Consider the following 13,533-nt stretch of genomic DNA (forward strand, 5'->3'; position numbering starts at 1 on the left):
GTCAGCTCAGCGCAGCACCCGCGTCGTCGATTCCGTCGGCGCTGGCGGTGTCCGTATCCGCATAGCGCGCCGCTGCTTCGCGGTGTCCCTGCGCGTTCGTGGCGAAGTGCTTGGCGAAGCGGGCGCTGTCGGCCTCCCAGGCTGCCAACATCTGCGGCACTGCGGCAGCCGACAAGCCCGCCCCCAGATTCGCCTGGCTCGCCCGCGCGAGCGCCTTCCCATGGGTCGCCAAGAACTCGCTTGCGTGTCCGTCGAGTTGGTCCGCCGCCGCGTGCAGCTCTGTCAGATCAACCTTCAACGGCTCGTTCGGATTCGACACCCCGCACCCCCAGCAAACAGCATTTGATAGCAACCCTACCGCCGTCAGTGACCCGTGCTCGACACCAATATCAGACGCGGATCGGGGCGGTTCAGTGACGGCTGACGCCACGACTCGCGCGCGATGCCACGTAATCGAGCCAGGTCAGGCCAGGATCGATGCGAGTTCTGCGCGAGGTATCGAGACCGTCCGCGGACCAGCGGCCGAGATGGTCCACTGCCCCTGGCTGAGGAAGAACAGCACCGCGTCATCGGTGAGGGCGAAGTTCTTGTACATCCCCGCGCCGATGGGGTTGTCGCCGACGGTCACGCTGGGCAACTGCTTTTCCAAATCGGCCGCCACGAGACGGTCGAGCATCGCGACGGGGTCGGCGTCTGGTTTGAACAGCGCGTCGAATGTGATCGGCGCCTTCTTGCCGAGGTCGAAATTGAGGGCGTCGTAGTTCGTCACCGGATGGGCGCCGCCGAAGTTGACGTACTCCTCGAACACCAGGCTTTCGGTGCCCGAGCCCGGCGCGCCCGACCGGAATGTCTGCGACTTGATGTCGAGCGCTTTGGGCACATCGCGGGCCGGCTGATCCTCGACTAAGTCGATGAACTCGTCGCGTTGATCGGTCAGGACCTCAGCCACCGCGTCTTGGTCCGGGTAGTCGACCGGGAAGCTCATGTCGATCGTGTAGTCGGGCGTCTCGGTGTGGACCGTGCAGAGATTGGCGGCGCCGACCGTTCCCTCGAGCTCCGTGCACGCGGAGGACTCAGCAGCCGCGGCGGTCGGCGCGGCGGAAGTGGTGGCCGTCCCGGACGTTGAGGTTGTCGTTGGCGTCGTCACCGCCTCCGACGACGCCGCCGGCTCGGTGGAACTGTCACACGCCGCCACGGTGAGGATCACCGCGACCGCAATCACGAGGTGCCGGTTCTTCATGCATGGAGCATGCCTCACTCGACATCGGCGGTCACTGCAATCACCAGGGTCAGCCCACAGCGGACGCCGACGGCGGGGCCGAGCCACCCTCCGGTTCGCGGTCCGTCATCAACGCGACGATCTTGTCGCGGTCGGCCTCCGACGGAAGGCCCATCCCGGGCGCGTACCCGTAGACCTCGTGCAGCGGGGTCGAGCCAATCCGGCCGTTCAGGATGTCCACCGACTCGGTCTTGATCAGGCCGGGATGCTCCACACCGCAGGCCTCGGCCACCTTGACCAAATCGCGGCGCAGCGTCTTGACGTAATTCGCCATCCGCTCGGCCTTGACTTCCGGCACCACGCCGCGGGCCAGCCACGCGTTCTGAGTGGCGACCCCGGTGGGACACGTGTCGGTATGGCACTTCTGCGCCTGAATGCAGCCGATCGCGAGCATGGCCTCCCGTGCGACATTGACCATGTCGCAGCCAAGCGCGAAGCCGATGATCGCGTTGTCGGGCAGGCCGAGCTTGCCGCCACCGATGAAGACAACCTGCTCGTGCAGACCCCGGTTGGCGAAGATTTGGTACACCTGAGCGAAACCGAGTTGAAAGGGCAGGGAGACGGTGTCGGTGAAAATCATCGGCGCCGCGCCCGTGCCGCCCTCGCCGCCGTCGATGGTGACGAAGTCGACACCGCGTCCGGTCTCCTGCATGAGATCGGTTAGCTCGCACCAGAATTCGAGATCACCGACGGCCGACTTGATCCCGACCGGTAAACCCGTCTCGGCGGCGAGCAGTTCAACCCAGTCCAGCAAGCTGTCAGTGTCGCTGAACTCCGCATGCCGCGACGGGCTGATGCAGTCACGGCCCTCCGGTATCCCGCGCGCCTCGGCGATCTCCGCTGACACCTTCGGCGCGGGCAGCAGCCCACCGAGGCTCGGCTTGGCACCCTGACTGAGCTTGATTTCGAGAGCACGGACCGGAGCGCCGGCCACCACGGCCTTGAGCTTGTCGAGATCGAAACGACCATCGTCATCCCGGCAGCCGAAATACGCTGTGCCGATCTGGAAGATCAGCTCGCCGCCGTGCCGGTGATATCGCGAAATGCCGCCTTCACCGGCGTTGTGCAGACAGCCAGCCAGCGCGGCGCCACGATTGAGCGCCTCGACCGCGTTGCCTGACAGCGAACCGAAACTCATTGCCGAAATGTTGACAATCGACTTTGGCCGGAATGCCTTGGGGCGGTTGCGCGCTGCCCCCAGCACTTTGGCGCACGGCACCTCGAGTTCGTGCCCGGCCCTCGGCGCCGTCGGCGGGTCGGCTCTGCTGAACGTGCGGTGCTTGATCACCGGATATCCGACGGTGTACTCGAGGTCGTTGTCCGTGCCGAAACCGAAGTAGTTGTTCTCCTTCTTCGCCGATGCGTACACCCAACGACGCTGATCGCGAGTGAACGGGCGCTCCTCGTCGTTGGCCGCCACGATGTACTGGCGAAGCTCGGGGCCGATCGCTTCGATCAGGTAGCGGGCGTGTCCGAGCAGCGGATAGTTGCGCAACAGCGCGTGCTTACGCTGGAACAAGTCGCGCGCGACGACGGCTCCCACCGTCGAGGCGGCCGCGGCCGCGAGCGCGCGAACAGCTCTGCCCATGCGGGCAGTGTTTCCGCGCTGGCGGGGCGTAAACCCCGCCCCCGTTCTGCCCGCGGCGTGTCCGCCCACCGTGCGATGATGCCCGCACGCCAGACGCGAAGGGAGATTCCGATGGGGTTTGAGCGAATCGACAACCTACTCAACGCCGTGACGGCCGACGGGTCCCTGCACGGCATCGCCGCCACTGTCGTCGGCCGCGACGGCGTCCTCTACGAGGGCGCGGCCGGCGACGCCCGGCCCGACACCATCTTCCGGAATGCGTCGATGACGAAGGCCGTGGCGACCACCGCGGCGCTGCAACTCCTTGAGGAGGGGCGCCTCGAACTCGACGCGACGGTGGCCTCGATCCTCCCCGAGTTCGGCGAGCTCCAGGTGCTCGACGGGTTCGAGGACGGGCAGCCGGTCCTACGCCCGCCCAAGACCCAGGCCACCGTCCGTCAGCTGATGAACCACACGTCCGGCTGCGGCTACTTCTTCCTCAACGAGAAGCTCCACAAGTACTGCATGGACCACGGATTTCCTCACGTGCTCACAGGGCTCAAACAGAGCATCAGCTCGCCGCTCGTCCACGATCCCGGCACGGTCTGGGAGTACGGCGTCAGCACCGACTGGGTCGGCCAGGTCGTCGAGGCCGTCAGCGGCCGGACGCTGGGCGACTACCTCGCCGAGAATGTCTACGGCCCGCTCGGCATGACGGACTCGACATTCACCCCGACCGACGAACAGCGCGCGCGCTTCCTGCCCGTCCTCACCAGGGCGGCGGACGGCAGCCTGGTGCCGACCGAGATCGACCTCGATGTCGAGCAGGAATGGCATTCAGGCGGCCACGGGTCCTACGGGACGATTCGCGACTATGGGCGGTTTGTCCGCGCGTGGGTCAACGGCGGCGAGCTCGACGGCAGGCGCATCCTCAACGAGGCGACGGTGGAGCTTGCGCTGCGGGACCACCTCGACGGGGCACCGCTGCCCAAGAAGCTGGAGCCGACTGTCCCCGAGCTGGCCAACCCGGTCGAGCTGCTCGATGTGCCGCAGGGGTGGGGCCTGGGGTTCCACGTGTACTCGATCGATCTGCCCGGCATGCGCAGCGCCGGCTCGGGCGACTGGTCGGGCCTGTTCAACACCTATTTCTGGGTCGACCGCAAGGCAGGGATCGGCGCCGTCATCGCGACGCAACTGCTGCCCTTCTTCGACAAGAAGATGGTCGAGACCGCGCTGGGCTTCGAGGCCGCCGTCTACGCCGAGCTCCGCGCCGCGGTGTCCTGAGCACTGACGCCGCGCGGCCCCGACCGCTGTGGGAGGATTCAACGCATTCGCATCGGCGTGATGATGCGATGCGCGGGGGGTTCCGCCTGGTTCCACACCCTCGACAGGGTTGTCGTCGGCGCATCTGTCACGCCTGGAAAAGCCCGAAAGATGTTTGGAGTTTCCATGTCCACCCACAGGGTTTCTGCGCAGGATCCTGCCCCGATCACGGCGGCGCTCGTCTGGCTCGGCGGCGGCGAGCGGCACGAGGTCGGCGCTCGCCACGAGCGGTCCACCCTGGCCAGTGCCGGGGCGGTGGTGCTGCTCGCCGCGATGCTGGCCTGGCTGGTCGCGGCCGTCGCGCTGAGCGAGTCGACGACCTGGCCGGTCGCGGCCGTCGTCGCTGTGACGGCAGGGTTCGGGCTGCTGGTCGGTGCGGTGAGCCGCACGATCGCCTCCGGCGCGATTCGTCGTGGCTCCGGCGTCGTGGGACGTGCTGCCGTCCTGTTCGCCGTCGGGCTCGTCGTCGGCGAACTCGCCGCCGTCGTCGTCTTCTCCGGATCGATCGATCGGCTGCTCGGCGAGCAGGCGGCGCGCACCGCCGAGTCCACCCCGGCCGCATCGCAAGCCGCGGCCGACCTGGACCGGAGTCGCGCGGCCCGCGGCGGGCTCGACGAAGCTGTAGAGCAGGCCGTGCAACGCCGCCAGGAGGCCCTCGTGGTGGCCCGTTGCGAGTTCAACCCCCGCCCCGATTGCCCGCAGATCACCATCACCGGCGTGCCCGGCGCCGGGCCCGAAACCCGCACGGCCAACGACTATCTCGCCGACGCCCAGCGGACGCTCGACTCTGCGTTGGCCGAGCGGGACCGGCAGGCAGCCGTGCTCGATGCCCAGATCGCCGATGGCGAGCGGGCGCTGGCGCAGGCCCGGCAGGAGGCGATGGCCGATGCGGATCGCGGGCTGGGCGCTCGATGGGTCGCGATGAACGACCACACGCTGGCCGATTCGGGTGCTCTCGTCATGCGCTTGCTCGTCGACGGATTCTTCGTCCTACTCAGCTTGCTGCCCCTGATCCTCAAGCTGTGGCGGGGCGAGACGTCGCAGGATCGCGTTGTTGCCGCCGATGTCGAGCGGGATACAGCGGAACTCCACGCCGACACCGCGATCGCGGTGAAGCGGGCCGAGGTGCGCGCGGCGATCGACAACATGTGGGCGGAACAGCAGCTGGCCAGTGCCCGCATGGCCGTCGAGGCCCAGCTCGAGATCGATCGCGAGCAGCAACGCCGCCGGGTGATCGAGGCGACCGAGCCGGCGGTGACCGCGCGATCGGAGCGCATACCCCAGGCCGCGATTGAGGATGTGTTCCTGCCGATCGCCGCCGAGGCCGAAGCGGCCAGCCTCTTACCGGCCGAGTTGCCGGCGGTGGTGGACACACACGAGAGCGCCCCAGAGGGCGACGGCGCGGTGGAGCGGTCCGGACGTCCGCTGATCCCGGCCATTCCGGACGTCACCCGGGCCGCCGCGCGCTGGATTCGCCCCCTGGTGCCGCCGATCCTCATCAACGCGATCGACACCACTACCAAGCCGCTGCGGGGTGTGCGGCAGATCTTTGAGGAGACCGAGGAGATTCACATCTCCATGCGGCGCACCCACAGGGTGAGTGCTCACGTGGAGGAGACCGAAGACGTTGCGGCAGAACGCGGATTCGTTGCGGATGCGGCGGGCACGCGGCATGCGACGACGGTCGAGCGCGATGACCGCGGACCCAGTCTCGGCGGTGCCGAACATGTGTCACCCGCAATTGCGAAGGGCGAGGATCGGGCCGAACTCGCCGGGCGAAGCACCCGTGCGGTGCGTGGGCACCGCGGCTCCCGGGAACTACCGCCGGGGCGTTAGCGTCGCTGGCTCACCGGGCCACGGCGTAGCGAAGGTGCGCCACGCCCGGCGCATGGAGGACGCGAACGAGTTCCAGCTCGGGGACGCCCGCTTCGAAGCCGTCGAACAGGCGCTCGCCGGAACCGAGGATCACCGGCGACACCTGCACGTCGATCTCGTCGACCAGCCCGGCCTTGATCGCCTGCCGCGCGCAGGAAGCGCCACCGGCGATCGAGATGTCCCGGTCGCCGGCCGCCGCCTGAGCTTGCGCGTAGGCAGCTTCGATTCCCTCTGTCACGAAGTGGAAGGTGGTACCGCCCTTCATCTCGATAGGCTCGTGCGCGTAATGGGTGAGGACGAAGACCGGGCAGTGATAGGGCGGCTCGTCGCCCCACCAGCCTTTCCAGTCCGAATCCGCCCACTCGCCACGGATGGGCCCGAACATGTTGCGGCCCATGATCGTTGCCCCCATGCCGTCGAGCATCTCCGACATCACCTGTCGGTTCACGGGGTGATCGCTGGCCGGCCCGATATGCCAACCATGCACCTTGATCCCACCCACTCCGAGGGGGTTCTCCTCGCTCTGGTCGGGTCCGGCGACATAGCCGTCCGCCGAGATCGACATCGACAGGTTGGTTCGCGTCATACCCAAGGAGACCACCTGGCCCGCCGAAACTCATCGGCTAGTTCTGCGGCTGGTCTTCCCGCCAGATCTCCAGCACGTTGACATAGGGGTCGGGACTGACCGACAGCGCGCCGACGAAGGGATGCTCGAGCGCGAAGATCAGATACATCACGAAGCCCATCAGGCCCGCGGTCAGGCCGACCGCCACAGCGTGGATGAGCAAGTCGCGGGTCCCGAACAGGAACGTGAAGGCCATCACGACCGCACCACCGCCGAGCAGCAGTACCCACAGTTCGCCGGGGACCGCCGACTCGCCCGTCGACACCCGAAGCTTGCGGTTGTGGCTCAGGTCGTTCAACTTCACGATGTCGTGGTCGAAGAAGGCGATCTCGTTGCGGCTCTGGGGCTCTACCTTGAGGAAGGTCGACCAGAGGGCGGACATGTGCTCGGACTCCTCCTCGATGGTCTCGCCCCGCCGCATCCGAGGTAGTTCGTCGTTGATCACGTCTTCGGTGTACGCGACGAGTCGCTGCCGCACCTCGAGCCGGTACTCCGGAGGAATCGCCGTGGAATCCCGAAGAAGGTCGGCGATCGCGCTGGCCTCCGCGGCGGTCGCGTCCTCGGCTTCGCCGAACTGTTCCCATACGACGACCACGACGAAGGCGACCAGCACTGCGTAGAGCACGCCTGCGAGCTGGAATACATCGCCCGACATCCCGCTCGCCGCCTCGAGGCGGGTGTGGGACACCGCTTTTCGAAAGACGATCAACCCACCCACCGACGCCGCGACGACGAACGTCACCGCGCAGAACCCGAGCACGGCAGCGGGCAATTGCAGAAGCCAGATCACAGGACCCCCCGATAGCGCGGACGCGTCGCCAGTATGACCGCGAATCCGACGCCGGTCGGTCACATTCGTCGTTGGTGACGGTGTGTCCGAGATGCCTAGCCAGATAACGAAACCCGCAGGCTCGGACTATCGCGATCAGCGACGCTCAGGCCGCCCGACGATCCGTCCACTCCGCCACCGCGCCGGCGGGGACGGCCGCAAGCCGGTTCTCTCGCACGGGACGGTAGCTCTGGAGATACCGGTCGATCTGCTCGCGCCGCAAGGGCCGCTCCCAGATGTTCGCACCGTCGATGTCGATGCCGCTGTCATTGGATGCCGCCCGCTTGCGGGCACCGATGCGGAAGCCCGCGACCGTCGCGACCATCAGCACGACCAAGACGGCGCCGATGACCCCGGCCAGCGGACTCGCGGCGGCAAGTGAGTAGACGAACGTTCCAAGGGCGACGAACGTCAACAGGAACAACACATAGGCCACATTCGTCGGAGAAACGCGACCCAACACCTTCAACATCACTCTCACCTTTACCCGATAAAAAACGCTACGCGTATCGTAGCGCTACGCTTAGTGTAGCGTTTCGACGACGACACTTATTCCCGGCCACCAGGAGGGCTTGATGCCGCAGCGCCGGACCACGGACGAACGCATTGCCGACGCCACCTTGGCGCTGCTCCGCACCAAAGGCGCGCGCTCGGTGACGGTCGAGGCGGTGGCGGCGCGCTCGGGCATCGCCAAGACGACGATCTATCGCCGGCACCGCGATCGGCGCGAGATGCTGTCCGCCGCGTTGACGGGAATCGCCACTCCCGGACCGCTCGCCGACGACGCCAAGGCACCGGATCGACTGCGGTGGCTCATCCACGAAGCGGTCAAGGTCATCGACGATGGAATCGGCTTCGGCGGCCTGGCATCCCTGCTCACCGACGACGACCCCGACTTCACCAAGATCTTCCGCCGCATCCTCGCTCGTCAGCGGGCCAAACTGGAGTCAGTCATCGAAGAAGCCACGGCCGACGGGTCGTTTCGCTCCGACGTCGACGGTGCGACTCTCGTCGACGCCATCGTCGGTGCGCACATCGCCGAACGCTCCCGCGCGGGCCGCATCGCCGCCGGATCAGAGCAGCGATCGTTCGATCTCTTCCGGCCGAGCGTGCTCGCATGAGTTTCCGAGGATCTCCATTCGGCTCGTTTCCCGGCCGGCCGTGCAAAGCTGTTCATCGTCGGGCGAGTATGTGAGGGGTGCAGTGTCGACGTGTACGACGTGCGGGACGCATGCAGGTCCCGCGGAGGGAGTCTGTGAGAATTGCGGTGCCGCGTTGACGGCGATCCGACAACTCGCGGTGCCCAGGTCGGCTCCGGGCGCCGATGGCCAGGAGCCGGATCGCGATGAGAATCAGCTCGGGGCGATTGTGCTGCTCACCGACCGCGGCATCGAGCACACGCGCAACGAAGACGCCGGCGCAGCGGGAATCGTGCTCAACAGCGCGGGGGACCGGCCGCGCGCGATCGCCGCCGTGGTGTGCGACGGTGTCTCCACCTCCGCCGACGCGCAGAATGCGTCGAGGGCCGCGTCGGCGGCAGGCGTCGACGCAATGCTGAAGGCACTGGCCGCATCCCGCGACATCCCGTCGGTGATGGTGGCCGGACTCGCTGATGGAGCGAAGGCGGCCGCGGAATCCACGTCGCCCGAAGGATTCAGCCCTGCCTCATGCACCTACACAGCTGCCGTCGTCGTTCCGGCCGAGGGTGGACAGGTGCAGATCGCGATCGCCAACGTCGGGGACAGCAGGGTGTACTGGCTCCCCGAGCCGCCCGCGCAGCCGCAACGTCTGACCGTCGACGACACCGTTGCGCAGCAATTGATCTCGGCGGGTATACCGGCCGACTCGCCCGCCGTGCTGCGCGGGGAGCACACCCTGACCCGGTGGTTCGGTCGCGATGCCGATCGGGAGTGGGACGAATCAAGCGTTCATACGATGATCACCGCCGACCGGGGCGTCCTGGTGCTGTGCTCGGACGGACTGCACAACTACCTCCCCGAGGCCGCCGACATCGCTCGGTTCTGCAACGGAACCGCACCGGACGAGGCCGCTCGCGCGCTGGTCGATCACGCATTGCAGGCCGGCGGTCACGACAACATCACCGTGATCGTCATTCCGATCGGACCTCATGAGTTGGCTTGAGCCGCGTCGACTTTGCCCGTGATAATGGACTCTCGGTTGATGACCAATATGACTGTGTGCCAACCTCATAGCGACTTTGTCGCTCAACTACTACCGTCGCGAACAATGTCAGCGACTTCGTCGCTCTGAGCTTGGCACCAACCACATATGGTCTCGCTGAGCCGCGAAGTCCTTGACGCAGGAAAGCCGAATTAGGCCGACGTCATCGCCTTGTCGTGCTCCATCACCTCGACGGCCGCGCGCTCACCGGAGCGGACCGCCCCATCGATGAACCCGTACATGCGCGCCGAGCTCTCCGTGCCCGCCCAGTGGATCCGCCCGCACGGCTCCCGAAGCGCCGGGCCAAACTCCGTCAGCACACCCGGCGGTGTGTGCGCAATCATGCCGCCGCCCGAATACCGCTCGATCGTCCAGTTCTGCTCGACGTAGTCGACCGGCGTCAGCGCCTTATCGCCGAACCGCTCGGCCACCGCCGCGAGCACCGCTTGCCGACGTTCTGCCTCACTGAGTTTCGTCATCTCGCGTGCGACGGGTCCTTCGGTGATGACCGTCAGGCTCCCGGGTGTCCCCTTGTCCGTGCAGGAGTCGATCGTCAAGTTGGCCATCGATCCCGGCGCGAACGACTGACCCGACAGGCCGTCGGCCCGCCAGAACGGTTCGTCGTAGATCACCGCGATCTTGTACACCGCGCCCGACGGCATCCGTTGCTGCAGGAACGCTCGATCCACCGGAAGCATTGGCTCGAAGATGATTTGGGACACGATGCTGACCGGCACGGCCACGATCGCTCGACGTGCCCGGACCACCATGTCGTCGGACCGGACCGTGACGCCGCCGTCGTCCTGGGTGACACTGCGCACCGGCTGCGACAGATGAATCACATCGCCTAGCTCGGCGGCAATCGCGCGATGGATCGCGCCCATCCCGCCGACCGGCCGCTCATCCTCGGCCCCATCCTTGACGCCGAGCACAAAGCTCGGCCCGCCGGCCGAGGCCATTTGATACAACACGAACAGCAGCGAAATCTCCGATGCTGCAGAGGTATACAGCCCGGAGACCGAGTAGTCGAGTAACTGGTGAGCGGGCTTGGACAGCGTATTGCGGTCCAGCCACTCCGCCCATGTGGTCTGATCCCACTTCTTCGCCTTCGGCGCATCCCACGGGGCCTCCGGCGGAATCGACTTGCACATCGAGGTCAGCTCCAGGAAGACCTTGCCGATGTTCGCCACCGCCCACGGGCTCATCGACAACGGGATCGTGCCCTTGTACTTGTACGCCTTCCCGTCGACGTACATCATCGCCTCGCCGTCGGTGTACTGCTTGTAGCTCGGGATGCCGAACTCCTTCATCAGCGCATAGATGGCGTCTTGGCCCGGCCCGATCCACGCGCCGCCCCGATCGATCCACAACCCGTCGTCTCGAGTCTCGGTCCACGTGCGGCCGCCCACCCGGTCGCGCGCCTCCAGCAGCGCGACCGAATGCCCCGCCTGCTTCAAGCGCAACGCCGCAGTCAGTCCGCCGAACCCGGCACCCACAACGCAGTAATCAACATCCATGGCACACCCCAGCTGTCCGTCGCGCCGGCCCCGAACCAACGCGATCGGTTATTAGACATACGCCTAATTGGACAGTGTGTCAATAGGGCAGCGCGCAGCAACAGCAAATTTGTTACGACAGCCGTCAATAAATGCAAACCAGGGTTGACGTGCTAGTTAGAACGAAGACGGCCTAGTAATTGCGAAGTGTAGTAACTACCGCGCCGGTACGACTGCGGGCACCGCCGCGACGCCTGGGACCGCACCCGGCACCGCAGGCAACGGTGCAGGCGGTGGGGGAGGCGGGGTGTTGATGATGCGCAGGATGTCCGGCTTCATCTGCTGCAGCTGCGCACCCCAATAGCCCCAGCTGTGCGTGCCGTTCGGCGGGAAGTTGAACACCGCATTGCGGCCGCCCGCGGCCTGGTACTTCTCCTGGAACTCCTTGTTCGTGCTCAGCGTGATGTTCTCCAGGTACGACGCGCTGAACTGCGTTCCGAAACCACCACCGCCGGCGTCGAGGTCGGAACTCGTGCCGTTGCCGCAGTACACCCAGATCGCCGTACGGTTGGCCACCAGTCGATTGATGTTGAGCATCGGGTCATTTCGCTGCCACGCCGGATTGTTCGGCGGCCCCCACATGTCGGCGGCCTTGAAGCCGCCGGCGTCCATCATCGCGAAGCCGATCAAGGTCGGCCACATACCTTTGGACGGGTTCAGGTATCCCGACAGGGACGCGGCGAAGAAGAACTGCTGCGGATGCCATGCGGCCAATGTCAGGGCGGCTCCACCCGACATCGACAGCCCCACAACCGCATTGCCGCGCGGATCCTGTCCTTTGTTGGCCATCAGCCAGCTCGGCAGCTCGTTGGTCAGGAACGTCTCCCATTTGTAGGTGACCGTTCCGTTGAAGCCTCGCGCCGGCGCGTACCAGTCGCTGTAGAAACTCGACTGCCCGCCGACGGGCATCACGACCGACACACCGGATTCGTAGAACCACTCGAAGGCCGCGGTGTTGATGTCCCAGCCGTTGAAGTCCTCCTGCGCGCGAAGGCCGTCGAGCAGATACACCGAATGCGGCCCACCGCCCTGAAACTGGACCTTGATGTCGCGGCCCATCGACGGCGACGGCACCATCAGCGTCTCGACCGGCAGGCCGTCGCGCGAATAGGCCGAGGACTGCGGCGCGGGAACAACCATCACAGCCGCAGCCATCATCAGGGCACAGACGACCAGCCTGCCGACACGACGCGCGAATCCCTCCACCACGGCGCGAAACTAACAACGCCGCCGCATACTCTTGCGCTCCCGCGCTCGGCAGTGACCAGTCTGTTATCGGGATGAGATCCGTCGTGACACTTCGCCGTAGCGCTCGATGCGGTCCTGATCGGCCAACGCGTTGTACAGCACGATGCGCGTCGCGCGATCCCCGTACTTCGAGACCAGGGCGTCGGCCAGCCCGTCCCACGTCGACTCCGTTGCGAACTGGGCGATGTGCTCGTCGGTGATCTGCGCGGCCATGCCCTTGAAATCGCCGGCCTTCTGCTTCTCGCGGATCCGCGCCGTCGTCCCCTCGAACCCGGCCTCGTCCCAGATGAACGCGTAGTTCGGTGTGCTCCCATAGAAGCTCATGCTCGTGCGGACCAGCTCGCGCTCACGATCCCGTTCCTCGTCGCTGTCCCCGACGATCGTCATGACCGGCACGATCACCGCGACATCCGATACCGACCGGCCCGACTTCGCCGCGCCCTCAGCGATATTCGGCACCACATGACGCGTGATGTAGCCCGGCTCGCCCAGCGGATGCACGTGCACGCCGTCGGCCACCTCGCCGGCCATGCGCAGCATCCACGGATTGACCGCCGCGATGTCGACTTTCGGATCCGGCGCGTCGATCGGGCCCGCGCTCCACTGCGGCGTGATGAAGTCCATGTCGTAGAAGTCGCCGTGGTGGTCCAGCCTGCCTGTCCGGAATGCTTTGAAGCACGCCTTGACGGCCCGTACGTAATCGCGCAGACGCGGACCGGGACGCTCGAACTCCGCGCCGTAGCGCCGCACCACATGCGTGCGCACCTGCGTGCCCAGGCCGAGCCGGAACTTACCGTCCGTCGCCTCCTGTAGTTCCCACGCCGCCGCCGCCGTGACGAACGGGCTGCGCGGGAACGCCACCGCCACACCCGTCGACAGGTCAAGGCCCGGCGCGGCCTGCGAAGCCACCGCCGCATTCAGATACGCGGTCCGGCCGGTCTCGGTGAACAACAGTCCGGAGAACCCGGCCGCTTCAGTGCGGGCGGCGAGCGCCCCGATCTTCTGCAACGGCTGCGGCGTGATCATCGCGTCGACATACACAGGGGCACC

At 66.4% G+C, this 13,533-nt stretch carries 13 protein-coding genes; 4 read left to right on the top strand and 9 right to left on the bottom strand.

Annotation, left to right across the window (positions count from 1 at the left end; all coding sequences use genetic code 11):
* Position 1 precedes the first annotated feature (1 nt).
* From G6N42_RS26635 to G6N42_RS26645, 3 genes are all read right to left on the bottom strand, one after another.
* Positions 2-319: an ESX-1 secretion-associated protein gene (locus G6N42_RS26635; protein WP_163724432.1), complete on the bottom strand. Its 318-nt coding sequence runs from the start codon at positions 317-319 to the stop codon at positions 2-4.
* A gap of 144 nt (positions 320-463) precedes the next feature.
* The gene (locus G6N42_RS26640) at positions 464-1,240 is read right to left on the bottom strand and encodes an esterase (protein WP_163735102.1); all 777 of its coding nucleotides are present in this window, start codon (positions 1,238-1,240) and stop codon (positions 464-466) included.
* Positions 1,241-1,289: 49 nt separating this feature from the next.
* Positions 1,290-2,867: an FMN-binding glutamate synthase family protein gene (locus G6N42_RS26645; RefSeq protein WP_163735105.1), complete on the bottom strand. Its 1,578-nt coding sequence runs from the start codon at positions 2,865-2,867 to the stop codon at positions 1,290-1,292.
* Between the two features lie 111 nt (positions 2,868-2,978).
* Here G6N42_RS26645 and G6N42_RS26650 point away from each other — a divergent pair, with 111 nt between their 5' ends.
* Positions 2,979-4,130, top strand: coding sequence for a serine hydrolase domain-containing protein (locus G6N42_RS26650; RefSeq protein WP_163735108.1), 1,152 nt, complete (start codon positions 2,979-2,981; stop codon positions 4,128-4,130).
* A gap of 165 nt (positions 4,131-4,295) precedes the next feature.
* The gene (locus G6N42_RS26655) at positions 4,296-6,005 is read left to right on the top strand and encodes a DUF4407 domain-containing protein (RefSeq protein WP_163735111.1); all 1,710 of its coding nucleotides are present in this window, start codon (positions 4,296-4,298) and stop codon (positions 6,003-6,005) included.
* A 10-nt stretch (positions 6,006-6,015) separates the two neighbouring features.
* On the opposite strand, the gene G6N42_RS26660 is transcribed toward G6N42_RS26655, so the two are convergent.
* The 3 genes from G6N42_RS26660 to G6N42_RS26670 all read right to left on the bottom strand — a co-directional run bounded on the left by G6N42_RS26660 (position 6,016) and on the right by G6N42_RS26670 (position 7,970).
* Complete coding sequence (locus G6N42_RS26660; protein ID WP_163735114.1) at positions 6,016-6,630, bottom strand: dihydrofolate reductase family protein; 615 nt, start codon at positions 6,628-6,630, stop codon at positions 6,016-6,018.
* Between the two features lie 37 nt (positions 6,631-6,667).
* Positions 6,668-7,459 carry a bestrophin-like domain gene (locus G6N42_RS26665; protein WP_163735117.1) on the bottom strand — a complete coding sequence of 264 codons (792 nt, stop codon included), beginning with the start codon at positions 7,457-7,459 and terminating at the stop codon, positions 6,668-6,670.
* Positions 7,460-7,604: 145 nt separating this feature from the next.
* Positions 7,605-7,970, bottom strand: coding sequence for a hypothetical protein (locus tag G6N42_RS26670; protein ID WP_163735122.1), 366 nt, complete (start codon positions 7,968-7,970; stop codon positions 7,605-7,607).
* A gap of 103 nt (positions 7,971-8,073) precedes the next feature.
* On the opposite strand from G6N42_RS26670, the gene G6N42_RS26675 reads away from it, so the two are divergent.
* Positions 8,074-8,619: a TetR/AcrR family transcriptional regulator gene (locus tag G6N42_RS26675; RefSeq protein ID WP_163735123.1), complete on the top strand. Its 546-nt coding sequence runs from the start codon at positions 8,074-8,076 to the stop codon at positions 8,617-8,619.
* 154 nt (positions 8,620-8,773) lie between these two features.
* On the top strand, positions 8,774-9,640 hold the full coding sequence (locus G6N42_RS26680) for a PP2C family protein-serine/threonine phosphatase (RefSeq protein ID WP_232076356.1): 867 nt from the start codon (positions 8,774-8,776) through the stop codon (positions 9,638-9,640).
* 191 nt (positions 9,641-9,831) lie between these two features.
* Here G6N42_RS26680 and G6N42_RS26685 read toward each other — a convergent pair whose 3' ends face one another.
* From G6N42_RS26685 to G6N42_RS26695, 3 genes are all read right to left on the bottom strand, one after another.
* Positions 9,832-11,196: a flavin monoamine oxidase family protein gene (locus G6N42_RS26685; protein ID WP_163735126.1), complete on the bottom strand. Its 1,365-nt coding sequence runs from the start codon at positions 11,194-11,196 to the stop codon at positions 9,832-9,834.
* A gap of 195 nt (positions 11,197-11,391) precedes the next feature.
* Positions 11,392-12,393 (bottom strand): esterase family protein, encoded by a 1,002-nt coding sequence (locus G6N42_RS26690; protein ID WP_163738348.1) that lies wholly within the window; start codon positions 12,391-12,393, stop codon positions 11,392-11,394.
* 114 nt (positions 12,394-12,507) lie between these two features.
* Positions 12,508-13,524 (bottom strand): TIGR03617 family F420-dependent LLM class oxidoreductase, encoded by a 1,017-nt coding sequence (locus G6N42_RS26695; RefSeq protein WP_163735129.1) that lies wholly within the window; start codon positions 13,522-13,524, stop codon positions 12,508-12,510.
* Positions 13,525-13,533: the final 9 nt, after the last annotated feature.

Source organism: Mycobacterium gallinarum (genome assembly GCF_010726765.1).
Lineage (GTDB): Bacteria > Actinomycetota > Actinomycetes > Mycobacteriales > Mycobacteriaceae > Mycobacterium > Mycobacterium gallinarum.

What these genes read in the sequence shown, in the direction of transcription:
- G6N42_RS26640 (WP_163735102.1), bottom strand. Translation starts at nt 1,240, where the DNA reads ATGAAGAACCGGCACCTCGTGATTGCGGTCGCGGTGATCCTCACCGTG.
- G6N42_RS26645 (WP_163735105.1), bottom strand. Translation starts at nt 2,867, where the DNA reads ATGGGCAGAGCTGTTCGCGCGCTCGCGGCCGCGGCCGCCTCGACGGTG.
- G6N42_RS26650 (WP_163735108.1), top strand. Translation starts at nt 2,979, where the DNA reads ATGGGGTTTGAGCGAATCGACAACCTACTCAACGCCGTGACGGCCGAC.
- G6N42_RS26655 (WP_163735111.1), top strand. Translation starts at nt 4,296, where the DNA reads ATGTCCACCCACAGGGTTTCTGCGCAGGATCCTGCCCCGATCACGGCG.
- G6N42_RS26660 (WP_163735114.1), bottom strand. Translation starts at nt 6,630, where the DNA reads ATGACGCGAACCAACCTGTCGATGTCGATCTCGGCGGACGGCTATGTC.
- G6N42_RS26670 (WP_163735122.1), bottom strand. Translation starts at nt 7,970, where the DNA reads ATGTTGAAGGTGTTGGGTCGCGTTTCTCCGACGAATGTGGCCTATGTG.
- G6N42_RS26675 (WP_163735123.1), top strand. Translation starts at nt 8,074, where the DNA reads ATGCCGCAGCGCCGGACCACGGACGAACGCATTGCCGACGCCACCTTG.
- G6N42_RS26685 (WP_163735126.1), bottom strand. Translation starts at nt 11,196, where the DNA reads ATGGATGTTGATTACTGCGTTGTGGGTGCCGGGTTCGGCGGACTGACT.
- G6N42_RS26690 (WP_163738348.1), bottom strand. Translation starts at nt 12,393, where the DNA reads ATGATGGCTGCGGCTGTGATGGTTGTTCCCGCGCCGCAGTCCTCGGCC.